General features: G+C 67.4%; 22 protein-coding genes and 1 pseudogene. 10 read left to right on the top strand and 13 right to left on the bottom strand.

Annotation, left to right across the window (positions count from 1 at the left end):
- The 7 genes from AB6807_RS01730 to pncB form a co-directional block, all read right to left on the bottom strand.
- Entirely contained in the window at positions 1–468 is a 468-nt protein-coding gene (locus AB6807_RS01730; RefSeq protein ID WP_371083277.1) for a hypothetical protein, read from the bottom strand.
- Between the two features lie 83 nt (positions 469–551).
- On the bottom strand, positions 552–2,090 hold the full coding sequence (locus AB6807_RS01725) for an MFS transporter (RefSeq protein WP_371083276.1): 1,539 nt from the start codon (positions 2,088–2,090) through the stop codon (positions 552–554).
- Between the two features lie 125 nt (positions 2,091–2,215).
- Positions 2,216–3,379, bottom strand: coding sequence for an MFS transporter (locus AB6807_RS01720; protein WP_371083275.1), 1,164 nt, complete (start codon positions 3,377–3,379; stop codon positions 2,216–2,218).
- Complete coding sequence (locus AB6807_RS01715; RefSeq protein WP_371083274.1) at positions 3,376–4,770, bottom strand: DNA recombination protein RmuC; 1,395 nt, start codon at positions 4,768–4,770, stop codon at positions 3,376–3,378. The genes AB6807_RS01720 and AB6807_RS01715 overlap by 4 nt, the downstream gene beginning before the upstream one ends.
- Before the next feature lie 36 nt (positions 4,771–4,806).
- Positions 4,807–5,793: a D-glycerate dehydrogenase gene (locus AB6807_RS01710; protein WP_116907964.1), complete on the bottom strand. Its 987-nt coding sequence runs from the start codon at positions 5,791–5,793 to the stop codon at positions 4,807–4,809.
- Positions 5,794–5,874: 81 nt separating this feature from the next.
- A complete protein-coding gene (locus tag AB6807_RS01705) occupies positions 5,875–7,287 on the bottom strand; it encodes a sodium:proton antiporter (protein WP_371083273.1) in 1,413 nt (470 codons plus the stop codon).
- A 50-nt stretch (positions 7,288–7,337) separates the two neighbouring features.
- On the bottom strand, positions 7,338–8,558 hold the full coding sequence (gene pncB / locus AB6807_RS01700) for a nicotinate phosphoribosyltransferase (RefSeq protein ID WP_116907966.1): 1,221 nt from the start codon (positions 8,556–8,558) through the stop codon (positions 7,338–7,340).
- A gap of 205 nt (positions 8,559–8,763) precedes the next feature.
- Between pncB and AB6807_RS01695 the strand changes: the two genes are divergently transcribed.
- A complete protein-coding gene (locus AB6807_RS01695) occupies positions 8,764–8,997 on the top strand; it encodes a CsbD family protein (protein ID WP_093303623.1) in 234 nt (77 codons plus the stop codon).
- A 61-nt stretch (positions 8,998–9,058) separates the two neighbouring features.
- A complete protein-coding gene (locus AB6807_RS01690) occupies positions 9,059–9,466 on the top strand; it encodes a hypothetical protein (RefSeq protein WP_371083272.1) in 408 nt (135 codons plus the stop codon).
- 74 nt (positions 9,467–9,540) lie between these two features.
- Here the strand turns inward: AB6807_RS01690 and AB6807_RS01685 are convergent, their stop codons facing one another.
- A complete protein-coding gene (locus AB6807_RS01685; protein ID WP_371083271.1) occupies positions 9,541–10,002 on the bottom strand; it encodes an acyl-CoA thioesterase in 462 nt (153 codons plus the stop codon).
- Between the two features lie 249 nt (positions 10,003–10,251).
- Between AB6807_RS01685 and AB6807_RS01680 the strand changes: the two genes are divergently transcribed.
- Together AB6807_RS01680 and AB6807_RS01675 are read left to right on the top strand one after the other, a co-directional pair.
- Positions 10,252–10,803 (top strand): phasin family protein, encoded by a 552-nt coding sequence (locus AB6807_RS01680; protein WP_116907969.1) that lies wholly within the window; start codon positions 10,252–10,254, stop codon positions 10,801–10,803.
- Between the two features lie 131 nt (positions 10,804–10,934).
- Positions 10,935–11,693 carry a 3-hydroxyacyl-CoA dehydrogenase gene (locus AB6807_RS01675; protein ID WP_116907970.1) on the top strand — a complete coding sequence of 253 codons (759 nt, stop codon included), beginning with the start codon at positions 10,935–10,937 and terminating at the stop codon, positions 11,691–11,693.
- Here the strand turns inward: AB6807_RS01675 and AB6807_RS01670 are convergent.
- Positions 11,641–12,585, bottom strand: a complete 945-nt coding sequence (locus tag AB6807_RS01670; protein ID WP_371083270.1) for a YihY/virulence factor BrkB family protein — start codon at positions 12,583–12,585, stop codon at positions 11,641–11,643. The genes AB6807_RS01675 and AB6807_RS01670 overlap by 53 nt on opposite strands.
- Before the next feature lie 85 nt (positions 12,586–12,670).
- On the opposite strand from AB6807_RS01670, the gene dnaG reads away from it, so the two are divergent.
- A complete protein-coding gene (gene dnaG, locus AB6807_RS01665; protein ID WP_371083269.1) occupies positions 12,671–14,707 on the top strand; it encodes a DNA primase in 2,037 nt (678 codons plus the stop codon).
- Between the two features lie 203 nt (positions 14,708–14,910).
- On the opposite strand, the gene AB6807_RS01660 is transcribed toward dnaG, so the two are convergent.
- A complete protein-coding gene (locus AB6807_RS01660; protein ID WP_286512593.1) occupies positions 14,911–15,159 on the bottom strand; it encodes a hypothetical protein in 249 nt (82 codons plus the stop codon).
- Between AB6807_RS01660 and rpoD the strand changes: the two genes are divergently transcribed.
- The 3 genes from rpoD to AB6807_RS01645 all read left to right on the top strand — a co-directional run bounded on the left by rpoD (position 15,152) and on the right by AB6807_RS01645 (position 19,838).
- Entirely contained in the window at positions 15,152–17,344 is a 2,193-nt protein-coding gene (gene rpoD / locus AB6807_RS01655) for an RNA polymerase sigma factor RpoD (RefSeq protein WP_286512596.1), read from the top strand. The genes AB6807_RS01660 and rpoD overlap by 8 nt on opposite strands.
- Before the next feature lie 111 nt (positions 17,345–17,455).
- Positions 17,456–18,691, top strand: a complete 1,236-nt coding sequence (locus tag AB6807_RS01650) for a multidrug effflux MFS transporter (RefSeq protein WP_116907973.1) — start codon at positions 17,456–17,458, stop codon at positions 18,689–18,691.
- Positions 18,692–18,710: 19 nt separating this feature from the next.
- Positions 18,711–19,838: an HPP family protein gene (locus AB6807_RS01645; RefSeq protein ID WP_371083268.1), complete on the top strand. Its 1,128-nt coding sequence runs from the start codon at positions 18,711–18,713 to the stop codon at positions 19,836–19,838.
- A gap of 135 nt (positions 19,839–19,973) precedes the next feature.
- On the opposite strand, the gene AB6807_RS01640 is transcribed toward AB6807_RS01645, so the two are convergent.
- From AB6807_RS01640 to AB6807_RS01630, 3 genes are read right to left on the bottom strand one after another with little or no spacing between them, the layout of a single operon-like run.
- Positions 19,974–20,978, bottom strand: coding sequence for a tripartite tricarboxylate transporter substrate binding protein (locus AB6807_RS01640; RefSeq protein WP_371083267.1), 1,005 nt, complete (start codon positions 20,976–20,978; stop codon positions 19,974–19,976).
- A 35-nt stretch (positions 20,979–21,013) separates the two neighbouring features.
- Positions 21,014–22,240, bottom strand: a complete 1,227-nt coding sequence (locus tag AB6807_RS01635) for a CaiB/BaiF CoA transferase family protein (protein WP_371083266.1) — start codon at positions 22,238–22,240, stop codon at positions 21,014–21,016.
- Positions 22,237–23,184, bottom strand: coding sequence for a hydroxymethylglutaryl-CoA lyase (locus tag AB6807_RS01630; RefSeq protein ID WP_371083265.1), 948 nt, complete (start codon positions 23,182–23,184; stop codon positions 22,237–22,239). The genes AB6807_RS01635 and AB6807_RS01630 overlap by 4 nt, the downstream gene beginning before the upstream one ends.
- A 112-nt stretch (positions 23,185–23,296) precedes the next feature.
- Between AB6807_RS01630 and AB6807_RS01625 the strand changes: the two genes are divergently transcribed.
- Together AB6807_RS01625 and AB6807_RS01620 are read left to right on the top strand one after the other, a co-directional pair.
- Positions 23,297–24,199 (top strand): LysR family transcriptional regulator, encoded by a 903-nt coding sequence (locus tag AB6807_RS01625; RefSeq protein WP_371083264.1) that lies wholly within the window; start codon positions 23,297–23,299, stop codon positions 24,197–24,199.
- Positions 24,200–24,349: 150 nt separating this feature from the next.
- Positions 24,350–25,267 (top strand): annotated as a pseudogene (locus tag AB6807_RS01620) (MBL fold metallo-hydrolase); the annotation flags it as partial.
- Position 25,268: the final 1 nt, after the last annotated feature.

Raw genomic sequence — 25,268 nt, 5'->3', positions numbered from 1 at the left:
TCAGCGAACGGGAGCGGCCACGGCTGCAGCCGCGCGTGCCGAGCGGATCGCCGCACGCACCGCGGCCAGGTCGAACGGCAGGCCGCCCGGCGTCATCACGCGCTCGCCGAGCCACACGAGCGCATCGTCGGCGTCGGCGAAGGTGCTGGCGGGCACGCCGAAGAGTTTTTCTACGTTCATCTTGCGGATTTTTTCGTACTGGTCGGCGGGCACCACGCTCGCCATGCCCATCATATGGCGGCGAATGTCGGCGCCGCGCGCCTGGAGCCACTGCCTGGCGTTCTGCGCGCTGCCTTCGGGGTGGACCAGCGCGTCGGCGTCGGCGAACACGCGCAGCGAGGCGAAGCGCTCGCCCCGGTCGAGCCAGCGGTTCCAGTCCTCGGTGAAGGCTTGCATGCTTTCGAGCGTCTGCAGGCCCGATGACACGCTGATGACGAGGGGCCACTGGCTGAGTTCGTGATGGATCATGGAAAGCTCCTTGGAAAAAACCGGATGACGGCGCGCAAACAAGCGCACCGGCACGAGTGCGGCGGGCATCGGGTGACGCAGCCTCAGGCGTGGGCGGGCACGACGGCGGCACGCGGCCGCACGCCCACGAGCAGCCCTGCCGCCAGCAGACCGGCGATGCCGGCACAGGCCATCGCGGCGTGGAAGCCGCCCGCGAGCGCATCGGCAAGCAGCCGATGGGCCGTGGTCGCGTCCAGCGAAGTCAGCGAGGCCAGCGGACCCAGGTCATGACGGCCGACCGCGGCCACCGCGGCCTGCTGCGCATTGCGAAGGCCCGCCTGCGCGAGCGCGTCGGCCAGCAGCGACGTGGCGCGCGTGCTCATCAAGGTGCCGAGCAGCGCAATGCCGATCAGCATGCCGGCCTGGCGCAGTGCATTCATCGTGGCCGACGCCATGCCCGAACGCTGCGCCGGCACCGAGGCCATCACCGCCGTGCTGGTGGCCGGCACCGCCAGCCCCGAGCCCGCGCCGAGGAACACGAACAGCAGGGCCAGCAGCGCGTACGGCGTATCGGCCGAGAACAGCGTCAGCAGCAGCATCGACGCGCCGATGAGCGCATAGCCCGCGACCATCAGCGTGTGCACCTCGTAACGGCGGGCGAGCCGGCCGAACTGCGACGCCACGACGCCGGTCGCGACGAACTGCGGCACCAGCCGCCAGCCCGTCTCGCTGGGCGACCAGCCCTGCACCTGCTGCAGGAACAGCGAGAAGAAGAACAGGCTGGCGTACGTAGAGAAACCGAGCACGAAAGACGCGAAGTTGGTCACCGAGAAGCGCGCGTCGCGAAACAGCCCGAGCGGCAGCAGCGGGCGCGCCACGCGCGCCTCCACCACCAGGAACAGCACCAGGCCGATGGCCGCCGACACCAGAGCGCTCGCGGCCTGCGCCGAGCCCCAGCCATGCTCACCCGCGGCGATCAGCCCGTAGGTCAGCGCGCCCAGCCACAGCACGCTGAGCACCTGCCCGAGCGGGTCGAGCGCGGCGTGCTCGGGGTGCGCGCTCTCCTGGATGCCCCAGAGCCCCAGCCCCACGGTCAGCAGCCCGATCGGGATGTTGATGAGGAAGATGCTCTGCCAGCCCGCGTGGTCCACCAGCAACCCGCCCAGCAGCGGCCCGAGGATCAGCGACAGCGCGGTGAACGACGACCAGCCGCCGATCACCCGCGCCCGGCTCGCAGGCTCGGGAAAAGCGTGCGCCAGCAGCGAGAGCGCGCCCGGAATCAGCAGCGCCCCGGCCACGCCCTGCACCGCCCGGCCCGCCAGCAGCGTCGGCAGGCTGGTGGCCACCGCGCACAGCGCGGAACCGATGGTGAACACGCTCACGCCGGCCAGCCAGGCGCGCTTTCGGCCGTAGCGGTCGCCGAGCGGGCCGGCCGACAGCATGAACGCCGACAGGCACAGCGCGTAGATGTCGATCACCCACTGCAGGCCGGCCAGGTCGGTGGACAGCGCGCGCTGCAGCGTGGGCAGCGCGACGTTGACGATGCTCACGTCGAGCGTGGCGATGAAGCTGCCGAGGAAGACCGCGGCAACGAGCGCGATACGGCGGCGCGGGTCGGCCGCCGGCAGGGAACGGGAATTCATGGACGCCTTCAAGGTCGCTGAAGAAGGCGCCGATACTGACTGTCGGTCAGTCAAATGTCAATCAAATGAGAATTGCTCTTATTTGAAGCGTGGTTTTCGGCTGTTGCGTGCCGCGCTCGCGCCTCTCAAGCCTTCAGGCCCCAGGTGGCCCGCGCCCCCAGCGCCACCACGCCGCCCACCACCCAGAACACCCCGCCGATGCCGATGATCGCGCCCAGCGAGCCGAACAGCATCGGCATCGCGACGCTGGACGCGTTGATGGTCATGAGCCGCAGGCCCAGCGCCTCGCCGTGGCGCGCGTGGGGCGTGATCTGGTGGAGCATGCTCATCACCATCGGCTGCACCGCGCCCAGCGAGAAGCCCAGCACCACCGAGCACAGGCCCATGGTCCAGGCCGAGTCGAGCAGCGGATAGACCGCGAACACCAGCGCCGTGACGATGGTGGACGTCAGGATCACGCCGCGCTCCGACGAGCGCGAGGCAATCACCGGCAGCATCACCCGGATGACCGCCGCCGCGATGGCGAAGGCGCCGAGGATCGAGCCGATCACCGACGCGCTGATGCCGCGGTCGTGCCCCAGCACCGGCAGCACGAAGGCATGCACGTCCCAGCTCGACGACTGCAGCCAGTTCACGAACAGCAGGCGGCGGAACATCGGCTCGCGCAGCAGGTCCCAGGCGCGCGTGGGTGCGGCGCCGGCCAGCGGTGCCGTGGGCGGCGGCTCGTGCGCGCCGCGCGCGAGCATCCAGCAGATCAGCGGAAGGCCCGCCATCGCCACGAAGCAGATGCGAAATGCGAGCATGTCCGCCGGCTCGCGGCCCGCGTGGTCGATCAGCATGCCGGCCAGGAACGGCCCGACGAAGTTGGACAAGGCGGGCGCGATGGCCAGCCAGCTGAACACGCGCTTGAGCTGCGTCGGGTCGTGCGCCGAGCGGCCCACGTGCCGCTGCAGCGCGATCACGGTCGCGCCCGTGGCGCCGCCGGTCAGCAACGCCGCCAGGCACATCACCGGAAAGACCGGAAAAACAGCGACGAGCCCCGCCCCCACCACCGCGGCAATCACCGACAGCCACAGCGGCCGCTTGAAGCCGTGCCGGTCGGCGAAGCGCCCCGCGGGCAGGGCCAGGAACACCTGGGTCAGCGCGAACAGCGAGATCAGCACGCCGACGGCGGCGGCGCTGTAGCCCTGTTGCAGGGCCAGCAGCGGCGTGGCGAGCCGCATGCCGGCCATGGTCGCGTGCAGGCACACCTGGGCGCCGATGACACGCAGCAGTTCGGAGCCTTTCACGGGATGTCTTCGCCCTCTTTGTCGTTTTCGTTGTCGATATCGGTGCCGGTCGAAGGCAGCAGCGCCTGCGCCTGCGCGTCGGGCAGCGCCTCGACCTTGCGCAGCGCCAGGCGCATCTGCCTGGCGCGTGTGTCGGCCTTGTCGAGCGTGTCGGAGGCCTTGGCCACCTGCTCCTTGATGCGCGAAACCCATTCGCCGTAACGCTCGAACTCGGTCTTGACCGCGCCCAGCACCTTCCACACCTCGGAGGCCTGCTGCTCCAGCGCCAGCGTGCGAAAGCCCATGTGCAGGCTGTTGAGCATGGCCAGCAAGGTGGTCGGGCCGGCCAGCGTCACCCGGTGCTGGCGCTGGATGGCGTCCATCAGGCCGGGCCGGCGCAGCACCTCGGCATAGAGGCTCTCCACCGGCAGGAACAGGATCGCGAAATCGGTCGTGTGCGGCGCGGCCAGGTAGTTGTCGGCGATGGACTTCGCCTCGGTGCGGATGCGTGCCTCCAGCGCCTTGGCGGCCAGCTCGGCGCCGGCGGCATCGGCGCGTTCGTGCGCATCGATGAGCCGCTCGTAGTCGTCGCGCGGAAACTTGGCGTCGATGGGCAGCCACACCGGCGCGCCGTCATCACCGCGGCCCGGAAAGCGGATGGCGAAGTCCACGCGCTGTCCGCTGCGCGGCTTGGTCTCCACCTGCTTGGCGTACTGCTCGGGCGTGAGCACCTGTTCGAGCAGCGCCTCCAGCTGCACCTCGCCGAACACGCCGCGCGTCTTCACGTTGGTCAGCACGCGTTGCAGGCTGCCGACGCCGACGGCCAGCGTCTGCATTTCGCCCAGGCCCTTGTGCACCTGCTCGAGCCGGTCGGCCACCTGCTTGAAGCTTTCGCCCAGGCGCGCCTCGAGCGTGCTTTGCAGTTTCTCGTCGACGGTCTTGCGCATCTCGTCGAGCTTGGCGGCGTTGGTCTGCTGCAGCTGCGCGAGCTGGGTTTCCATGGTCGCGCGCACTTCGGACAGGCGGCGCGCATTCGCGTCGCTCAGGCTTTGCAGCTGCGTGTTGAGCGTGTCGGCCAGCGTTTTCTGCAGCGAGGCGAGCTGCAGCGAGAACGCGTCGAGCTGCGCGTTCTGCGTGCGCGTAGCTTCGGCGCCCTGCTGCACCAGCGAGCGCTGGAAGGTGGCGAAGGCCTGCGCCGTTTCTTGCCGTGCACCGCGCGAGCTGTCGGCGATTTCGCGGCGCAGTTCGCGCTCGGTGCGCTCGCTGGCCGAGCCCATCGTGGCCAGCACGCGCAGCAGGTCGCCGTGGTCGGGCGGGGGCTGTCGGCGTGCGAGCAGCCAGATCACCAGCACGAGCTGGATGACCGCGAGCGCGGCCAGCGCGATGAGGATCAGGTCTGAATAGGAATCCAAGGTCGGGGGCGCTGCCGCTGCTCGCTGTGGTCGTGTTTATTTGCTCGCCGCGGGGACCGGCGTTACGGGTGTCAGGGGCCCCTTGCCGCCGAAGTACGCGATGAGGTTGTCCGCCGCCAGGTCGGCCATGGCGCGGCGCGTGGGCACGGTGGCGCTCGCGATGTGCGGCGTGAGCACCACGTTGGGCACGGTCAGCAGGTCGGGATGCACCTTGGGCTCGCCCTCGAACACGTCGAGGCCGGCGGCGGCAATGCGCTTCTCGCGCAGCGCCACGGCCAGCGCCGCGTCGTCGACGATGCCGCCGCGCGCGATGTTGACCAGCGTGGCCGTCGGCTTCATCAGCGCGATTTCGGCCGCGCCGATGGTGTGGTGCGAGGCCGCCGAATACGGCACCACCAGCACCACGTGGTCGGCGGTCTGCAGCAGCTCCTGCTTGCTCACGTAGCTGGCCTTGCATTCGGCTTCCAGCGTGGCGTCGAGCCGCGAGCGGTTGTGATAGACCACCTTCATGCCGAAGCCGTGCGCGCCGCGCCTGGCAATGCCCTGCCCGATGCGGCCCATGCCGATGATGCCCAGCGTCGAGCCGTGGATGTCGGAGCCGGCGAACATGTCGTAGCTCCATTTCTGCCATTTGCCGGCGCGCAAGAAGTGCTCGCTCTCGGTGATGCGGCGCGCCGTGGCCATCAGCAGCGCAAAGCCGAAGTCGGCGGTGGTCTCGGTCAGCACGTCGGGCGCGTTGGTGCCCAGCACGCCGTGCGCGGCCATGGCGTCGACGTCGAAGTTGTTGTAGCCCACGGCCATGTTGGCGCACATCTTCAAGTCGGGGCAGGCGTCGAGCACGGCGGCGTCGATGCGCTCGCTGCCGGTGGTGAAGGCGCCCTGCTTGCCTTGCAGCCTGGCAATGAGCTGCTCCTTGCTCCAGCCCTCGTCGGCCTGGTTCGACTCGACCTCGAAATGCTGCGACAGGCGCTCGAGGGTCTCGGGAAAGATCGCGCGCGCGACCAGGATCTTGGGCTTGCTCATGATGTTGTCTCTCTGCGAAAAATGGTCAGCGGAAAAGGATCAGCGGGAAAGGGTCGGCGAAAAAGGGTCAGCGAAAGAAGGTCAGCGGAAGAAGATGAAGGTGGAAACGACGAACAGCGGCACCAGGATGGTCACCGACCACGCCATGTACCCGAAGAAGCTCGGCATGCGCACGCCGCGGCTCTCGGCGATTGCCTTGACCATGAGGTTGGGCGCGTTTCCGATGTAGGTGTTGGCGCCCATGAACACCGCGCCGGCCGAGATGGCGGCCAGCGTGCTGGCGTAGGTGGTCATCAGCGCGGCCGGGTCGCCGCCCGCGGTGTTGAAGAACACCAGGTAGGTCGGCGCGTTGTCCAGGAACGAACTCAGCACGCCCGTGGCCCAGAAGTACATCGCCGGGTCGGGCTGGCCGTCGGCGCGCGTCACGGCCGAGACGATGGCGCCGAACGGCCCCTGCGTGCCGGCCTTGAGCATCGCGATGACGGGAATGATGGTCAGGAAGATGCCCGCGAACAGCTTGGCCACCTCGGCCATGGGCTCCCACTCGAACTGGTTGGCCGCGTGCACCTTGGGCGCGGTGAGCTTGTACGAGACCACGGCGATCAGCGCCAGGCCCAGGTCGCGCACCAGCCCCGGCAGGCCGACCTCGGTGCCGAACACGTCGAAGGCCACCGGCGACTTCCAGAAACCGCTGAGCAGCACCAGCGCGACCACGCCACCCAGCAGCCAGAAATTGGCCGCGCCGTCGAAGCCCAGGCGCCCGGTGTCGGGCGTGGGGTCGGCGCTCAGCACGCCGTCCTTGCGGTAGAAGCGGCGGTCTATGGCGTAGAACAACGCCAGCAGCACGGCGAGGATGAAGAGCGTCTCGAACAGGATGTTCTGCGCCGTCCAGAAAAAGCCCACGCCCTTCAGGAAACCGAGGAACAGCGGCGGATCGCCCAGCGGCGTGAGCGCACCGCCCGCGTTCGACACGATGAAGATGAAGAACACGATCACGTGCACCTTGCGCGGCCGGTTGTCGTTGGCGCGGATCAGCGGGCGAATCAGCAGCATCGACGCGCCCGTGGTGCCCATGAAGCTCGCAAGCACCGCCCCGATGGCCAGGATCGCCGTGTTCAACCCCGGCGTGCCGCGCAGGTTGCCGCGAATGTGAATGCCGCCCGCCACGGTGAACAACGCGGTCAGCAGGATGATGAACGGGATGTACTCGGCCACCAGCGCATGCACCAGCTGAACGCCGGCCATGCCCGCGCCATACGTCGCGGCGAAGGGCAGCAGGAACGCCAGCGCCCAGGCGGCCGAGATCTTGCCGTAGTGGTGGTGCCAGAACGCGGGTGTGAGCAGCGGCAGCAACGCGATCGACAACAGAATGCCGGCAAACGGCACGCCCCACAGCGGCGACAGTTGCCCGCCGTCGAAGTCAGCGGCGCAAGCCAGCGCGGGAAGCAGCAGCAGCGCCGCCGCGGCAGCGCCTTGTCGAATCGTTTTTTGCATGGGGGGCCGTACCGTACCAGACCGGGTGGTGCAGGAGCGCGGTACAGCCTTCAGGCCGCGGGTTGTTCGATCTCGAAGACCTGGCGCAGGTAGGCCAGGTACTTCTCGTCCTCGCACATGTTCTTGGAGGGCGTGTCCGACAGCTTGGCCACGGGCTGGTCGTTGCAGTGGATCATCTTGATGACGATCTGCAGCGGCTCGTAGCCCAGGTCGTTGGTGAGGTTGGTGCCGATGCCGAAGGCCAGCTGGCAGCGCCCGCGGAACTGCTGGTACAGCTCGATGGTGCGCGGCACTGTGAGGCCGTCGCTGAAGATCAGCGTCTTGGTGCGCGGATCGACCCGGTTGGCGATGTAGTGGGCCAGCATGCGCTCGCCCCACTGGAACGGGTCGCCGCTGTCGTGGCGCGCGCCGTCGAAGAGCTTGCAGAAATACAGGTCGAAGTCGCGCAGGAAGGCGCTCATGCCGTACACGTCGGACAGCGCGATACCGAGGTCGCCACGGTACTCGCGCGCCCAGCTCTCGAAGCCGAAGATCTGGCTGTCGCGCAGCCGCGGGCCGAGCGCCTGGCAGGCCTGCAGGTATTCGTGCGCCATGGTGCCCAGCGGAATCAGCCCCAGCTTCATGGCGTACAGCACGTTGCTGGTGCCCGCCAGCTGCGGCAGCCGCGCGCCGGGCGCTGCCTGCACCGCCGGCGAGGTGACGGCGCCGAGCCGGGCGGTGAGCGTGCGCAGCACCTCTTCGTGCCAGTCCTTCGAGAAGCGGCGGCGCGTGCCGTAGTCGGCGATCTTGAGGTCGCTGAGGCCGTCGTCCTGCAGCTGCGAGATCTTGGTTTCGAGGCGGCGGCGGCCTTCCTCGAGGTCGGGCTTTTTCTGCGTATTGCGAAAGTACACCTCGTTCACGATCGCCAGCACCGGGATCTCGAACAGGATGGTGTGCAGCCAGGGGCCCTTGATGCGGATCTCGAGCTCGCCCGAGGGCTGGGGAATGATGTTGATGTACTTCTCGTTGAGCCTGAACAGGCCCAGGAAGTCGACGAAGTCGCTCTTGATGAAGCGCATGGAGCGCAGGTAGGCGAGCTCGGCGTCGCGGAACTGCAGCGAGCACAGGCTGCGGATCTCGTCGCGGATCTGGCCGGCGAACTGCGCCAGGTTCACGCCCGGGTTGCGGCACTTGAAGCGGTACTCGACGCGGGCCCCGGGAAAGTGATGCAGGACCACCTGCATCATCGTGAACTTGTAGAGGTCGGTGTCGAGCAGGCTGTGAATGATCATGGTGCTGGGCGCGGTGCAGGCAGTGCGGCGCGATGCGTTGGGGTGTCTCAAACTTTCGGCGTCCGTTCGATTATCACGGGAGGCGTCGGCCTCTGCCTACGGGGCGTGAACAGCAAGTCCTACCGAGGGGGCGAATCCACCGGACGACATTGATTTCACGGCGGCAACAACAGACCGCCGAATCAACCTATCCAAGGAGATTCGCATGAACAAGGACACCATCGAAGGCAACTGGAAGCAGCTCAAGGGCAAGGTCAAGGAGCAATGGGGCAAGCTGACGGACGACGACTTCGACGTCATCGCCGGCAAGCGCGACCAGCTGCTCGGCCGCATCCAGGAACGCCACGGCATCAGCCGCGACGAGGCGGAAAAGCAGGTCAAGGACTGGGAATCGCGTGACGGCCGCTCGCCGGACGCGCTGTGGTTCGAGCGCTATTGAGCGTTTGCCCCTGAGCTTCCCCTCTTTCCCAATTCCATCGACTCTTCAAAGGAAAAAACCAATGAAAAAGCACCTCCTCATGCTGGCCCTGGCCTCCACCTGCTTCATGGCCACGCAAGCCAGCGCCATGACCAAGGACGAATACAAGGTCGCCAAGGAAAAGATCGAGGCCGACTACAAGGTCGCCAAGGCCCAGTGCGACACGATGAAGGACAACGCCAAGGACGTCTGCCAGAAGGAAGCCAAGGGCAAGGAAGACGTTGCCAAGGCCGAACTGGAGCAGCAATACCAGCCGAGCGACGCTCACGCCCGCAAGGTGGCTGAAGAAAAGGTGAAGGCCACCTACGAAGTCGCGAAGGAAAAGTGCGACGACCAGAAGGGCGACGCCAAGTCGGCTTGCGAAAAGCAGGCCAAGGCCGACGAAGCCCAGGGCAAGGCCGACATCAAGGCCATGAAGAAGACCATGTAAGTCACGTACGGCTACGCAGCCTTCGAAAAGATCAACGGCGCCCTCGGGCGCCGTTTGTCATTGGAGCGTTCGGGTCAGGCCTTGAGCGAGTCGACCACCTTCTGCAACGCGTCGGGCAGCGGCACCGGGCGTTGCGTGGCGCGGTCCACGTACACATGAATGAAATGGCCCTGCGCGGCCGCGGTCTCAGAGCCTTCGGCGAACAGCGCGATCTCGTAGCGCACGCTCGAACGCCCGGCCTGCGCCACGCGGATGCCTGCCTCCACGGTCTGCGGAAACGCGATCGGCGCGAAGTAGTTGCACTGGGTCTCGACCACGAAGCCGATGGTCCGGCCCTGGTGGATGTCGAGCGCGCCCTGCTCTATCAGCAATGCGTTCACGGCGGTGTCGAACCAGCTGTAGTAGACGACGTTGTTCACATGGCCGTACATGTCGTTGTCGGCCCAGCGCGTGGGAATGCTGCGGAACGCGCGATAGCTGTCGCGCTTGTGGGGAGAGGGTTTGGCTGCAGGGGTGGCGGTGGCGGCTTCGGTCATGGCGCGGCATTCTGCCAGCGGCGCCTGCCGCGGAACGTCGCGTGCAGCTCAGTGAAAAGCGCAGGCGCGGTGTCGGTTTTTTGGCCACGCGGCCAAATTTAGAAGACGGGTTCTAAATTGCTGCAGAGCAGCAAAAACCCCTTGATCGCAAAACTCAGCTGCCTATACTTGAGGCCATGCTGCACCGCAACATTGACGGCGAGACAGCGCAACGTGAACCGACCACTCAATCCCTTCTGGAGATCTCAAATGGCCCTGACCGCTGACCAAATCCTCGCCGCCCAAAAAGCCAACCTCGAAACCCTGTTCGGCCTGACCACCAAGGCTTTCGAAGGCGTGGAAAAGCTGGTCGAGCTGAACGTGACCGCCTCGAAGGCTGCCCTGGCCGAAGCCCAGAGCACCGCCCAGGCCGCCCTGAGCGTCAAGGACGCACAAGAACTGCTGACCCTGCAAGCCAGCCTGTTCCAGCCCCTGGCCGAAAAGACCGCTGCCTACAGCCGTCACCTGTACGACATCGCCCAAGGCACCGGCGCTGAATTCGGCAAGGCTTTCGAAGCCAAGGCCTCTGAAGCCCAACAAGCCTTCGTCGGCCTGGTCGACAGCGCTTCCAAGAACGCCCCGGCCGGTTCGGAAACCGCCGTCGCGGTCATGAAGAGCGCCGTGGCTGCCGCCAACAACGCTTTCGAATCGGTTCAAAAGGCCGTCAAGCAAGCTTCGGACGTCGCCGAAGCCAACTTCAACGCCGTGTCGTCGCAAGCCGTTGCCGCTGCGAAGACCGCGACCGCTTCGCGCAAGCGCTAAGCCGTCGACCACCACCAGTTGTCTCCTTGGGTCCTCACGGATCCAATTCAGGGCCTCATCTTCGGATGAGGCCTTTTTTTTCGCCCGGCGAGCGTCTTCGATAATGGCCGCCTCATCTCAGGAGACTTTCAATGCAGATCGACGGCAAGGTATTTATCGTGACCGGTGGCGCTTCGGGCCTCGGCGAAGGCACGGCGCGCATGCTGGCCGCCAACGGCGCCAAGGTGGTGATCGCCGACATGCAGGCGGACAAGGGTGAAGCCGTTGCGAAGGAAATTGGCGGCGTCTTCGTCAAGTGCGACGTGAGCCAGGAAGCCGACGGCCAGGCCGTGGTGGCCGCCGCGGTCAAGCTCGGCAAGCTGGTGGGCCTGGTCAATTGCGCAGGCATCGCGCCGGCCGAGAAAACTGTCGGCAAGAACGGCCCGCACGCGCTGGCCGTGTTCAGCAAGACCGTCACGGTCAACCTGATTGGCAGCTTCAACATGATTCGCCTGGCGGCCGACGCCATGGGCAAGAATGAGCCCGAAGCCACGGGCGAGCGCGGCGTGCTCATCTCGACCGCCTCGGTCGCGGCCTACGACGGCCAGATCGGCCAGGCCGCCTACAGCGCCTCGAAGGGCGGCGTGGTCGGCATGACGCTGCCCATTGCACGCGACCTGGCACGCAGCGGCATCCGCAACATGACCATCGCCCCCGGCATCTTCGGCACGCCCATGCTGTTCGGCATGCCGCAGGAAGTGCAGGACGCCCTGGCCGCCAGCGTGCCCTTCCCTTCGCGCCTGGGCACGCCCGACGACTACGCCAAGCTGGCCAAGCACATCATCGAGAACGACATGCTCAACGGCGAAGTGATTCGCCTGGACGGAGCGATTCGACTGGCTCCCCGCTGAGTTCGTCCTTGCCCGGCTTCACGCTGCCGGTGCGGTCCAGGCGCTCGTAGTTCGCGATCACCTGGGCTCCCAGGAGCACCAGCGTGGCCGCGATCTCCAGGCTCAGCAGCACCACGATCGCCGTGGTGAGCGAGCCGTAGACCACGTTCACCTGCGACAGCGTCGAGAAGTACCAGATCAGCACGCGCCGCGTGAGCTCCCACAGCAGCGCGGCCGTCACCCCGCCCAACAGCGCATGCCGCAGCGACATGCGCCCGGCCGGCATCACGAGGTAGAGCGAGGTCAGCATGAAGATCTCGCCGCCCAGCCCCAGCAGGTACAGCAGCAGGCCCGAAATGCCCGACAGCGACCAGCTGCGCCCCAGCAGGTCGACACTTTCCTGCCCCACCAGTTGCAGCGCGCCCGACACCAGCGTGACCAGCAGCAGCCCCACGCACAGGCACAGGATGTACACGTAGGGCATGGCCACCGACACCAGGAAGTGGCGCTTGTGGTCGGCCTTGCGATGGTGGAAGATCACCGCCATCGCGCTTTCGAGCACGCTGAAGGCCAGCGAGCTGAAGAAGATCATCGTCACCAGCAGCACCGGCCCCAGCACGTCGCGGTGGTCCAGGAAGCTCGACAGCTCGGCCACGATGGCCTTCGACTGGCCCGGCAGCAGCCACTCCAGGTAGCGGCCGATGGTGCGCAGCAGCTCGGCCTGCTCGATGACGTGCGACAGCGCGATCACGCTCACGATCAGCAGCGGCACGATCGACAGCAAGGCGTAGTACGCCACCGCGCCCGCGAGCAGCAGACCCTGGTTGGCGCGGAATTCCTTGAGCGCGTCCCAGCCGAATCGCAGGGGGTGGCGCAGCAGCGGCGCGGCGTGTTGAAGGGGGTTGGGCGTCATCTGGCGTGGATTTCGGACGCTTTCAGTATGCCGTCGGCCCGCGGGGGCGGCGCCGCTTGCGTATGATTTGCCGCTCTTCGCCTACATGACCATCCCCGCTTCATTCATCCAGGAACTCATCGCGCGCGCCGATGTGGTCGAAATCGTCGGCCGCTATGTGCAGCTCAAGAAGGCCGGCGCCAATTTCATGGGGCTGTGCCCGTTCCACGGCGAGAAATCGCCCTCTTTCTCCGTCAGCCCGACGAAGCAGTTCTATCACTGCTTCGGCTGCGGGGTGCACGGCAACGCCATCGGCTTCCTGATGGAGCACGCGGGCATGGGCTTCGTCGAGGCGGTGCACGACCTGGCCGGCCAGTACGGCCTGCAGGTGCCAGAAGACGATGCCTCCCCCGCCGAGCGCGCCCGCGCCGCCACCCAGCGCCAGAAGCAGGCCACGCTGACCGACGTGCTGGAGAAAGCCGGCGACGCCTACCGCAAGCAGCTGCGCCAGGCGCCCGGTGCCATCGACTACCTGAAGGGCCGCGGCGTCTCGGGCGAAGTGGCCAAGCAGTTCGGCATCGGCTACGCGCCGGCCGGCTGGCGCTCGCTGGCCAGCGTGTTCCCCGACTACGACGACCCGCTGCTCGCCGAAAGCGGCCTGGTCATCGTCAACAACGAGGAAGGCCAGCTCAGCGAGGCCGACGCCAAGCGCTACGACCGCTTTCGCGACCGCGTGATGTTCCCGATTCGCAACGTCAAGGGCGAATGCATCGGCTTCGGCGGCCGGGTGCTGGGCGACGAGAAGCCCAAGTACCTGAATTCGCCTGAAACGCCCGTGTTCAGCAAGGGCCGCGAACTCTATGGCCTGTACGAGGCGCGCGCCGCCTTCCGCGACCGCGGTTTTGCGCTGGTCACCGAGGGCTACATGGACGTGGTGGCGCTGGCACAGCTCGGCTTTCCGAATGCGGTGGCCACGCTGGGCACCGCCTGCACGACCGAGCATGTGCAAAAGCTGTTCCGCTTCACCGAATCGGTGGTGTTCAGCTTCGACGGCGACGCGGCCGGCCGCCGCGCCGCGCGCAAGGCGCTCGACGGCGCCCTGCCCTATGCCACCGATGTGCGCAGCATCAAGTTCCTGTTCCTGCCGGCCGAGCACGACCCCGACAGCTTCATCCGCGAGCACGGCGCCGAGGCCTTCGCCCGCTTCATCAACGAGGCCACGCCGCTGTCGCGCTTCATGCTCGAGGCCGCGCGCGAAGGCTGCGACCTTACCTCCGCCGAAGGCCGCGCCCACATGACCAGCAACGTGCGCCCGCTGTGGAGCGCCATGCCGGACGGCGCGCTCAAGCGGCAGTTGCTGAGCGAAATTGCCACGCTGGTGCAACTCGACGCGGCGGCGTTGTCGGACCTGTGGGCCTCCCTGCCGGGCCCGCGCAAGGCAGGCGGCGCGCCCGCGCAGCAGCGGCACAACGAGCCCGGCGGCTACGACGCCGGAGGCAGCGGATACAGCGGCGGAGACGACTACTACCCCGACATGCCCCCGCCGCAGGACTTCGAGCCGCCGCGCTATGAAAGCGATAGCAAGCCGAAGTTCCAGCAGCGCAAGTTCGTCAAGGGAAAGCGCTGGGGCGGCAAGTTCGAGGAGCCCATCGAGCCGCTGCGCGGGCGCGGCGCCCCGCCCAGCCGCCCCGACGTGGCGGTGCGGCTGCTGCTGTCGAACATGGCGCAGTGGGATGCGCTTTCGCACGAGCTCCACGTGATGCTGTGCGAGCTGCCCGGCACGCATGGCGCGCTCTTCACCTGGCTGGACAGCCAGCTGCACGAGCACGGCGTGCAGCCCTGGGCCGCGCTGCGCGAAGGCATGCGCGGAATGGATTTCGAAGCGCTGGCCGAGCGGCTGATGTCCGTGGCCGAGGCCGCCCCCGTCCCCGAGGGCGAAGAGGCGCAGCACCTGGCCGAAGCCGCCCGCGAACTCACCAGCGTGCTCGACTTCATGCTCGACGACCTGCTCAAAGCCCAGCAGAGCGAAGCCATTGCGGCCGTCGGAAAAGACCCGAAAGCCCTCGAACGCTACAAGGCGCTGGAAACCCGCCGACTCGAATTGCGTGCACGCATTCGCGCTTCTGGTGCAGAAACTGCTTGAAATTTGCGCAACGCGCTATAATGTAGGGCTTCGCAACTGGCGAAATTAGGCAAGAGCGACAGCAGCACCTCCGGGCCGACCCTCAGCGCAACGCACTCCACCGGTAAATTCCGGCGGAAAGGGTCAATAACCGCAAGGACTGCACACCAAATGTTCGCCCGACATCTTGCCTGTGAGGAATTAATTCCTCTTTCCCAATTGTTTTAGTCCGTGCCTGTGCACGGGCTGGTGGCGCTGTCCGCGTGACGGTGCGCCTGTGATTTCGCTTGTCTTTTCTTGTCGTAACGAGGTCGTATGCCCAGTTCAAAGAAGCCTGCTCCTTCACTTGCCAAAAGCGTCGCCACCAAGCCCGCAGCAGAAAAACCGTTGAAAGCCGGCGCGAAGCCAGCAACTAAGACGGGTGCCACCGCATCCAAAGCGGCAGCCGCAACGAAAGTGAAAACCGTGCCCACGAAATCGACCTCTCTCGACGATCCCAAAAAAGCAGCCGCCCCGGCCGCAAAGAAAGTCGGCCGCCCGCCGAAGGCCGCCGCTGCTGGTGCAGCCTCGCCCGCCACCGGCGCCAAGCGCGGCCGCAAGCCCAAGGCTGACAAGGACGCGCCCGAGAGCGACATCGACCTGTCGGACATCGAGGAAGACATCGCGGGCGACGAACCCGCCGCGGCCACCACGACCGAAGAAAAGGTCAAGCCGCTGCGCATGAAGATCAGCAAGGCGAAGGAACGCGCCTTGATGAAGGAGTTCGGCCTCGACGAGACCGTGCTCTCCGAAGAAGACCTGGCCAAGCGCCGCTCGCGCCTGAAGACCCTGATCACGCTGGGCAAGACCCGCGGCTACCTCACGCACGGCGAAATCTCCGACCACTTGCCCGACAAGCTGGTCGACGCCGAGACCATGGAAGTCGTGGTCACCATGTTGAACGACATGGGCGTGGCGGTGTACGAGCAGACGCCCGACGCCGAGACCCTGCTGCTGAACAACACCGCGCCCACCGCCACCACGGTGGAAGAAGCCGAGGAAGAAGCCGAAGCGGCTCTCTCCACGGTGGACAGCGAATTCGGCCGCACCACCGACCCGGTCCGCATGTACATGCGCGAAATGGGCACGGTCGAGCTGCTGACGCGCGAAGGCGAAATCGAAATCGCCAAGCGCATCGAAGGCGGCCTGATGGCCATGATGGAAGCCATTTCGGCCTCCCCCGCCACCATCGCCGAAATCCTGCGCCTCGCCGCTGAAATCCGCGAAGGCAAGGTCGTCATCTCCACCATCGTGGACGGCTTCTCGAACCCCAACGAGGCCGACGACTACGTGGCCGAAGAAGACTTCGACGAATTCGACGAAGAAGACGACGACGACGGCAAGGGCGGCTCCAAGGCCCTGACCAAGAAGCTCGAAGAACTCAAGAACGAGGCGCTCGCGCGCTTCGACCGCATCGCCGGCATGTTCGAGAAGGTCCACAAGATCTACGACAAGGAAGGCTACGGCACGCCCGCGTACGCCAAGGCGCAAGAGTCGCTGTCCGAAGAGCTGATGACCATCCGCTTCACGGCCAAGACCATCGAGAAGCTGTGCGACCTGGTTCGCACGCAGGTGGACGACGTGCGCAAGAAGGAACGCGAGCTGCGCCGCATCATCGTGGACAAGTGCGGCTTCCCGCAGGACGAGTTCATCCGCGACTTCAGCGGCTACGACAAGAACGGCAACCGCATCGCGTCGAACCTGCTGAACCTGAAGTGGGTCGAGAAGCAGGCCGCCGCCGGCAAGCCCTGGAGCGCCGTGCTCGCGCGCAACATTCCGCCGGTGCAGGAACTGCAGCAGCGCCTGGCCGACATCCAGTCGCGCGTGGTGGTGCCGCTCACGCAGCTCAAGGACATCAACAAGCGCATGAACGAAGGCGAGTCGTCTTCCCGTGACGCCAAGAAGGAAATGATCGAGGCCAACCTGCGCCTCGTGATCTCCATCGCCAAGAAGTACACCAACCGCGGCCTGCAGTTCCTGGACCTGATCCAGGAAGGCAACATCGGCCTGATGAAGGCGGTCGACAAGTTCGAATACCGTCGCGGCTACAAGTTCTCGACCTACGCCACGTGGTGGATCCGCCAGGCCATCACCCGCTCGATTGCCGACCAGGCGCGCACCATCCGCATTCCGGTGCACATGATCGAGACGATCAACAAGATGAACCGCATTTCGCGCCAGCATCTGCAGGAGTTCGGCTTCGAGCCCGACGCCGGCATCCTGGCCGCGAAGATGGAAATTCCGGAAGACAAGATCCGCAAGATCATGAAGATCGCCAAGGAGCCGATCTCCATGGAAACGCCGATCGGTGACGACGACGATTCGCACCTGGGCGACTTCATCGAGGACAGCAGCAACACGGCGCCCATCGAGGCCGCCATGCAGGCCGGCCTGCGCGACGTGGTCAAGGACATCCTGGACAGCCTCACGCCGCGCGAAGCCAAGGTGCTGCGCATGCGCTTCGGCATCGAGATGTCGACCGACCACACGCTCGAAGAAGTGGGCAAGCAGTTCGACGTGACCCGCGAGCGCATCCGCCAGATCGAGGCCAAGGCGCTGCGCAAGCTGAAGCACCCGAGCCGCTCCGACAAGCTGCGCAGCTTCATCGACACCCTGTAATCCAGGTTCGCTGAAGCCAAACGCCCGCCTTGCCCCTGACCCGGGCGGCGGGCGTTCTCTATTTGCAGACCCGACAACCCAACACCCCAAGAACAACGGAGCCCCCTCCCCATGAATCCCGATGCAGACAAACTCTGGCAGGCCCCGCGCTGGGCGCTTGCCGTGCTGCTCGCCGTACTGGGCATGCTCGGGCCCTTTTCCATCGACACCTACATCCCGGCCTTCTCGGGCATTGCGCAGTCCATCGGCGCGACGCCGGCGGAGATGCAGCAGACGCTCTCGGCCTACCTTTTCGGCTTTGCGTTCATGAACCTGTTCCACGGCGCGCTGTCGGACAGCTTCGGCCGCCGGCCCGTGGTGCTGTGGGGCCTGGCGGTGTTCACCATTGCCTCGCTGGGCTGCGCGCTGTCGCAGAACATCACGCAGCTGGTGCTGTTCCGCGGCCTGCAGGGCCTGTCGACGGGCGCGGGCATCGTGGTCTCGCGCGCGGTCATTCGCGACATGTTCCCGCCCGCCGAGGCGCAGCGGGTCATGAGCCAGGTGACGATCTATTTCGGCGTGGCGCCGGCCATCGCGCCCATCGTGGGCGGCTTCCTGTTCGTGCACGCGGGCTGGCACGCGGTGTTCTGGTTCCTGGTGGCGGTGGGCGTGGTGCTGTTCACGGCCAACTACAAGCTGCTGCCCGAAACGCTGCACAAGAGCCACCGCCAGCCTTTCCAGGTGCGCCACCTGATGCGCGGCTACTGGGACCTGTGCTCCGACCCGCGCTTTCTGCTGCTGGCGTTCGCCAGCGGCGTGCCTTTCAACGGCATGTTCCTCTACGTGCTGGCCGCGCCCGCCTTCCTGGGCGACCACCTGGCGCTGCAGCCGCAGCAGTTCTTCTGGTTCTTCCTGCTGACCATCGGCGGCATCATGCTCGGCGCGCGCGCCAGCGGGCGCATGGCCGGCAAGGTCGCGCCCAAGCGGCAGATTCGCGACGGCTTCCTCATCATGCTGGTGACCTCGGTGGTCAACGTGGTGGCCAACACCTTCTTCCAGGCGCACGTGGCCTGGGCGCTGTGGCCGCTGGCGGTGTTCGCCTTCGGCTGGGCGCTGATGGTGCCCGTGGTCACGCTGCTGGTGCTCGACCTGCACCCCGAGCGCCGCGGCATGGCCTCGTCGCTGCAGGCCGTGATCGGCTCCACCGCCAACGGCATCGTGGCCGGCGCCATCGCGCCGCTGGTGATGCATTCGACGCTCGCGCTCGCGCTCACCTCGCTGGGCATGCTCGTGATCGGGCTGGTCGCCTGGGTGTGGCTGCACGGCCGCTGGCCCGAGATCGGCCGGTTGGTGGCCCACGAAGGCTGACGACGGAGCTCACGGTCCGATGCGGTTCGACGCACTCCTGACCCACGCGCGCGCCTGGCTGCCGGGCCGCACCACCATCGATGCCCGCGAGCGCCTGCGTGCGGTGGCCGGCGCCGGGCTGGGCCTGCTGGTCACGGCGCTGCTGTCGCACTGGCTGGCGGGCCCGCTGCACGCGAGCGTCTGGCTGATCGCGCCGCTGGGCGCCAGTGCCGTGCTGGTGTTCGCGGTGCCCGCGAGCCCGCTGGCGCAGCCCTGGTCGGTGATCGGCGGCAACACGCTGTCGGCGCTGGTCGGCATCGCCTGCGCCAACTGGATTCCCGAGCCGGCCGTCGCGGCCGCCGTGGCGGTGGCCCTGGCCATCGCGCTCATGTTCAGCGCGCGCTGCCTGCACCCGCCCGGCGGTGCCGCGGCCTTGCTCGCGGTGCTGACGCACACCACGCAGTTCTCGTCCGCCCTCTTCCCGTTCTTTACCAACTCGCTGCTGCTGGTGCTCGCGGGCGTGGCCTACAACTCGCTCACCGGGCGCCGCTACCCGCACGTGCAGGTGGCGCGCCCGCCGGCCACCGACGCGCGCTTCAGCCAGGCCGACATCGACGCCGTGCTGGCGCGCTACAACCAGGTGCTGGACATCAGCCGCGACGACCTCGCGTCGCTGATCCAGCAAACCGAGCTGGAGTCGTACAAGCGCCGGCTGGGCACGCTGCATTGCGCGGACATCATGTCGCGCGAGCCCGTGTCGGTGGAGTTCGGCACGCCGCTGCAGGAAGCGTGGTCGTTGATGCACGAGCGGCGCATCAAGGCCCTGCCCGTCACCGACCGCACGCGCCGCGTGGTGGGCATCGTGACGCAGGCCGACTTCTTCCGGCAGCTCGACCTGCAGCACCACGAGGGCATCGCCGGCAAGCTGCGCGACCTGATCCGCGCGACGCGCACGGTGATGTCGGACAAGCCCGAGGTGGTGGGGCAGATCATGACGCGGCAGGTGCGCGTGGCCAGCGCGGAGCGGCCGGTGGTCGACCTGGTGCCGCTGTTCTCCGAGGGCGGGCACCACCACATTCCGATCATCGACGGGGAGAAACGGCTGACGGGGATGATCACGCAGTCGGATTTCGTGCGGGCTTTGTACCGGGCGGTGGGGCCGGCTTAGGGCTGGGTATTTCTCCCTCCCCTTCCGGGGGAGGGTCGGGGTGGGGGCACGGCGGCTTCAACGACAACGAGGTGCCTCATCGAGCGCCGCTTGCCCCCATCCCAGCCTTCCCCCAAAGGGGGAAGGAGCAAGACCTCATTCCAGGACCACGTTCGCCTTCTTCACCAGCGCCGCATAGCGCGCAGCCTCGCTGCGGAAGTACGCCGCCGCCTGCTCCGGCGTCGTCGGCTTGATCACGTTGCCCTGCTTGTCCATCGCGTCGCGCACCTCCGCGCTCGTGAACGCGGCGGCCACGGCGTCGTGCACGCGCTGGATGTCGGCGGCTTGCATCTTCGGCGGGCCGATCACCGCGAACCAGCCTTCGACCGCGTAGTTCGGCAGCCCCTGCTCCGCGATGGTCGCGATGTCGGGCGCGGCCGCCGAGCGGGTCGGGCCGCACAGGCCGATGGCGCGCAGCGCGCCGCTCTTGATGTGCGGCTGCACCGCCGGCAAAGACACCACGCCCATCTCGACCTGCCCGCCGATCATGTCCGTCACCATCGCGCCCGTGCCCTTGTACGGAATGTGGCGCACCTTCACGCCCGCCTCGTCCATGAACATCTCGCCGGCCAGGTGAATGATGGTGCCGTTGCCCGACGACGCGTAGTTGTAGCCGCCGGGCTTGGCGCGCAGCAGCGCCACCAGCTCGGGCACATTCTTCGCGGGCAGCTTGGGGTTGGCCACCAGCACCAGCGGCGTGGCGCCGACCACGCTGATGGGCGTGATGTCGTTGATGGCGTCGAACGGCATCTTCTTGAACACCGCCGGGTTGATGACGTGGTTGTTCGACACCATGCCCAGCGTGAGCCCGTCGGGCGCCGCCTTGACGATGGCCGCCGCGCCGGTGATGCCGCCCGCGCCGGGCAGGTTCTCGATGACCACCGGCTGGCCGAAGGCCTTGCCCAGCGCGACCGAGGCGGCGCGCACGATGGTGTCCACGCCCGAGCCCGCGCTGATCGGCAGGATGAAGCGAATCGGCTTGTCCGAACCCTGCGCCAGCGCGGGGCACGCAGCCACCGCGGCGGCGCACGCGCCGAAGCCGAGCACCGTGCGGCGGTTCAGCAGATTCAACCGATGCATCGAAGGAAGTGTGTGGGTCATGTCTCGTCTTTCTTGTGTTTTGAAGAATTCGTGGCTCAGGCCACCGCCGCCCCGGCATGCAAGGCGTCCACCTGCTCGCGCGCATAGCCCAGCTCGGCCAGCAGCTCGCGGGTGTGCTCGCCCAGCGTCGGCGGGTGCAGCCGCACGCCGAGGCGGTCGCCGCCCAGCGTGATCGGAAACAGCGTGGTCTGCGCCATTTCGCCGGCGCGCTCGCCGTCGGGCAGGCGGATGTCCGCGAGCCCGCCGGTGGCCTTCAGGTGCGGATCGTCGTACAGGTCCTGCGGCCGCACGATGGGCGCGAAAGGCAGCCCCCTGGCCTCGAACAGCGCCGACAGCTCCGCCGCCGACCGGTCCGCGAGGCGCGCGCGCAGGTCGGCCAGCAGCGTGGGGCGCATCCGCACGCGGTCGTTGTTGGTGAGCAGGGCCGGGTCGGCCTTCAGGTCGTCGAAGCCCAGCGCGTCGCAGAAGGTCTTCCATTGCGCGTCGCTCACCGCAGCCAGGAAGATCTGCTCGCCGTCTTTCACGGTGAACACGTCGTACAGCGCCCAGGCCGAGATGCGCTCGGGCATCGGCGCCGCCGCCTGGCCCGTGATGGCGTACTGCAGCATGTGCTGGCCCACCAGGAACACGTTGTTCTCGAACAGCGCCGACTGCACCTCCTGCCCCTTGCCGGTCTCGGCGCGCTGCATCAGCGCGGCGATGGCGCCGATGGCGCCGAACATGCCGCCCATGATGTCGTTCACGCTGGTGCCCGCGCGCAACGGGTCGCCGGGGCGCCCGGTCATGTAGGCGAGGCCGCCCATCATCTGCACCACCTCGTCGAGCGCGGTGCGGTGCTCGTAGGGGCCGGGCAGAAAGCCCGTGTGGTTCACGTACACGAGGCGCGGGTTGAGCTTGCCCAGCGCGGCGTAGCCCAGGCCGTACTTGTCCATGGTGCCGGGCTTGAAGTTCTGCGCCACCACGTCGGCCGTGGCGCACAGGCGCAGCGCCGCTTCCAGCCCCTGCGGATGCCGCAGGTCGAGCGCGATGCTCTTCTTGTTGCGGTTGAACATCGGGAAAAAGCCCGCGCCCGCGCCCAGCAGGTGCCGCGTGCGGTCGCCGTCGATGGGCTCGACCTTGATGACCTCGGCGCCCAGGTCGGCCAGCACCATGCCGCAGGTCGGGCCCATGACCATGTGCGTGAACTCGACCACGCGGATGCCGGCGAGCGGCAGGCGCTTTTCGCCGGCTGCCGTCGTGTCTGTCGTTGCCGTCGCGCTCATGCCGTGACCTCTTCGCCCACCGCGAAGGTCTTCGGAAAGCCCGCGCGCCACACCGTGCCCTGCAGCGTCTCGCCGTCCAGCCAGCCGGCCACGCGGCGGCGCAGGTCGAGCAGCTTCGGCAGGTCGATGCCGGTGGCCACGCCCATGCTCTGCAGCATGAAGACGAGGTCTTCGGTGTCGACATTGCCGCTGGCACCCGGCGCATGCGGGCAGCCGCCGATGCCGGCCAGGCAGGCGTCGAAGCGCGTGATGCCCACTTCGAGCGCCGCATAGGCATTCGCCAGCCCCATGCCGCGCGTGTCGTGGAAATGCCCGCACCACAGCCGGTCGCCCGCGATGCGCAACGCGCGCTCGAACAGGCTGCGCACCATCGCCGGGTCGGCGTAGCCCACGGTGTCGGCCAGGCTCACGCGGTCGGCGCCCGCGTCGAGCAGCGCCTGCATCAGCCGCAGCACCTCGTCGGGCGCCACATGGCCCTGCAGCGTGCAGCCGAAGGCCGTGCCCACGCCCCCGTCGATCAGCGTCTTCGAGCCCGCCGCGTCGCGCGCCGCGCGAATGCGGGCCACCTCGGCCACCACCTCGTCGGGCGTCTTGCGCAGGTTGGCCAGGCTGTGGGCATGGCTGGCCGACAGCGGCACGATCATCAGGTCGGCCTCGCCTGCGATCGCACGCTCCGCGCCCTTCAGGTTGGGCACCAGCACCGAGGCGAACAGGCCCGGCAGCGTCTTGGCATAGGCCAGCAGCTCGGCCGTGTCGGCCAGTTGCGGCAGCAGGTGCGCCGGCACGAAGGAGCCGACCTCGATCTCGCGCTGGCCGGCCGCGTGCGCGTCGCGGATCCATTCGAGCTTGCGGGCGGTGGGCAGCACGCGGGCGATGCTTTGCAGGCCGTCGCGCAGCCCCACTTCGCGAACGACCGCGCGTGGCGGCAGGAAGGCGTGAATCAAGACTTTGTCTCCGTCGTGAGGAATGTGCGGGGGGTACGAAGCAGATGTTAGAAGTTCCGAACAGCGCCAGAAGGTATATTTTGGAAGCCATTTGCTTCCATATCGGAACACCATGAGAGACCTCGACCTCACCACCCTGCGCCTGTTCGTCTCGGTCTGCGAAACCCGCAGCATCGCGCGCGCCGGCGAGCAGGCCAGCATCGTCGGCTCGGCCATCAGCAAGCGGCTGGCGCAGCTGGAAGACGCGGTCGGCACGCCGCTGCTGCTGCGCAAGCGCGGCGGCGTGGTGCCGACGCCGGCCGGCGAAACCCTGCTGGAGCACGCGCGCGCCATGCTCGGCAGCGCGAACCGCATCGAGCGCGACATGGCCGCCTACGCCGGCGGCGCGCGCGGGCATGTGCGCATCCTGGCGTCGGCCTCGGTCATGGCCGAGTCGCTGGCCGAGGACGTCGCGGGCTTCCTGCAAGACCCGGCGAACCGCAACATCCGCGTGGACATGGAAGAGCGCGTGAGCCCGGAGATCGTGCGCGGCATCCGCGAGGGCATCGCCTCCATCGGCCTGTGCTGGGACGCCGCCGACCTCGAGGGGCTGGAGCGGCGCAGCTACCGCAGCGACCACCTGGCCATCGTCGCGCACCCTTCGCACCCGGTGGCGCGGCACGAGGCGGTGCGCTTCGAGCAGGTGCTCGACCACGAGTTCGTTGGCATGCCCGCGCTGAGCGCCGTGCAGCTGATGCTCGCGCGCGAGGCGGCGGTGGCGGGCAAGCCGCTGGTGTACCGGGTGCTGGTGTCCAACTTCGACGCGGCGCTGCGCGTGGTGCGCGCGGGGCTGGCCATCAGCGTGGTGCCGGCGGAGGTGGCGCGGCCCTTCACCGACGCCTTCGGCCTGCGGCTGATGCCGCTGACCGACGACTGGGCGCGGCGGCGCTTCGCGATCTGCTTTCGTGGCGGGGAGGCGTTGTCGCCGTCGGCGCAGCTGCTGGTGGCGCACCTGGAGCGGTGCGCGACGGACTGATTCGCCAGTCCTATTCAGCCTGATTCGCCCGATTCGCCCGATTCGCCCGGAATACGAAACGATCCATTGCCCTGGAGGCGGTTTTTATTTCAGTTCGCGCAACCTAGCATCGGCGCACTGTCACCCCTCACCGCACCCAGAAAGATCGCCATGTTCCGCAGAGCCCTCCTCTCCACCGCCACCCTGGCCGCCCTCGCTTCGCTTTCAGGCTTCGCGCCGCTGGCGCAGGCCGCCCAGCCGCTTCGGCTCGAGGTGTTCAACCCCGGCGCCCGGTCGATGTTCCCGGTGTCCTCCGAAATCGTCACCGGCCAGGCCGAGGCCGTGCTGATCGACGCGCAGTTCCAGCGCAACGACGCCGAGGCGCTGGTGCGCAAGATCAAGGCGACGGGCAAGAAGCTCACCATCGTCTACATCAGCCACAGCGACCCCGACTACTACTTCGGCCTCGACGTGGTGCAGGCCGCCTTCCCCGACGCGAAGATCGTCGCCACCCCGCAGACCGTGGCCGCCATCCAGGCCTCGAAGGACGGCAAGCTCGCGCACTGGGGCCCCATCCTGAAAGACAACGCCCCCAAGGCGTTGATCGTGCCCGATGCACTGGCCGGCGACAGCCTCACGCTCGAGGGCCGCAAGATCCAGGTGGTCGGACTGGACGGCCTGAACGGCCTGCACGGCTCCCAGCCCGAGCGCAGCTTCGCGTGGATTCCCTCGCTGAAGGCCGTGGTCGGCGGCATTCCGGTGTCGGCCAACATCCATGTGTGGGTGGCCGACACGCAAACGCCGCAGTCGCGCCGCGACTGGATCAAGACGCTGGACCGCATCGCCGCGCTGCACCCCAAGACGGTGGTGCCCGGCCACTACCTGCCGAACGCCGACGGATCGGCGCCGTACACGGTGGCGTCGGTGAACTTCACGCGCAGCTACCTGCAAGCCTTCGAGGTCGAGGCGGCGAAGGCGAAAGACTCGGGCGAACTCATCGCCGCGATGAAGAAGCGCTACCCCAGGCTGGAAGACCCCTCGTCGCTCGAACTCGGCGCCAAGGTCGTCAAGGGAGAAATGAAATGGCCGC

The sequence above is a fragment of the Variovorax sp. RCC_210 genome, from assembly GCF_041355175.1.
Taxonomy (GTDB): Bacteria; Pseudomonadota; Gammaproteobacteria; order Burkholderiales; family Burkholderiaceae_C; genus Variovorax.
The sequence above is the reverse complement of the archived record's forward strand: the minus strand, read 5'-3'. Positions and strand labels throughout refer to the sequence as shown.

What these genes read in the sequence shown, in the direction of transcription:
- AB6807_RS01705 (WP_371083273.1), bottom strand. Translation starts at nt 7,287, where the DNA reads ATGCAAAAAACGATTCGACAAGGCGCTGCCGCGGCGGCGCTGCTGCTG.
- AB6807_RS01675 (WP_116907970.1), top strand. Translation starts at nt 10,935, where the DNA reads ATGCAGATCGACGGCAAGGTATTTATCGTGACCGGTGGCGCTTCGGGC.
- AB6807_RS01650 (WP_116907973.1), top strand. Translation starts at nt 17,456, where the DNA reads ATGAATCCCGATGCAGACAAACTCTGGCAGGCCCCGCGCTGGGCGCTT.
- AB6807_RS01725 (WP_371083276.1), bottom strand. Translation starts at nt 2,090, where the DNA reads ATGAATTCCCGTTCCCTGCCGGCGGCCGACCCGCGCCGCCGTATCGCG.
- AB6807_RS01680 (WP_116907969.1), top strand. Translation starts at nt 10,252, where the DNA reads ATGGCCCTGACCGCTGACCAAATCCTCGCCGCCCAAAAAGCCAACCTC.
- AB6807_RS01695 (WP_093303623.1), top strand. Translation starts at nt 8,764, where the DNA reads ATGAACAAGGACACCATCGAAGGCAACTGGAAGCAGCTCAAGGGCAAG.
- dnaG (WP_371083269.1), top strand. Translation starts at nt 12,671, where the DNA reads ATGACCATCCCCGCTTCATTCATCCAGGAACTCATCGCGCGCGCCGAT.
- AB6807_RS01690 (WP_371083272.1), top strand. Translation starts at nt 9,059, where the DNA reads ATGAAAAAGCACCTCCTCATGCTGGCCCTGGCCTCCACCTGCTTCATG.
- AB6807_RS01670 (WP_371083270.1), bottom strand. Translation starts at nt 12,585, where the DNA reads ATGACGCCCAACCCCCTTCAACACGCCGCGCCGCTGCTGCGCCACCCC.
- AB6807_RS01730 (WP_371083277.1), bottom strand. Translation starts at nt 468, where the DNA reads ATGATCCATCACGAACTCAGCCAGTGGCCCCTCGTCATCAGCGTGTCA.
- AB6807_RS01625 (WP_371083264.1), top strand. Translation starts at nt 23,297, where the DNA reads ATGAGAGACCTCGACCTCACCACCCTGCGCCTGTTCGTCTCGGTCTGC.
- AB6807_RS01645 (WP_371083268.1), top strand. Translation starts at nt 18,711, where the DNA reads ATGCGGTTCGACGCACTCCTGACCCACGCGCGCGCCTGGCTGCCGGGC.
- AB6807_RS01710 (WP_116907964.1), bottom strand. Translation starts at nt 5,793, where the DNA reads ATGAGCAAGCCCAAGATCCTGGTCGCGCGCGCGATCTTTCCCGAGACC.
- AB6807_RS01640 (WP_371083267.1), bottom strand. Translation starts at nt 20,978, where the DNA reads ATGACCCACACACTTCCTTCGATGCATCGGTTGAATCTGCTGAACCGC.
- pncB (WP_116907966.1), bottom strand. Translation starts at nt 8,558, where the DNA reads ATGATCATTCACAGCCTGCTCGACACCGACCTCTACAAGTTCACGATG.
- AB6807_RS01635 (WP_371083266.1), bottom strand. Translation starts at nt 22,240, where the DNA reads ATGAGCGCGACGGCAACGACAGACACGACGGCAGCCGGCGAAAAGCGC.
- AB6807_RS01685 (WP_371083271.1), bottom strand. Translation starts at nt 10,002, where the DNA reads ATGACCGAAGCCGCCACCGCCACCCCTGCAGCCAAACCCTCTCCCCAC.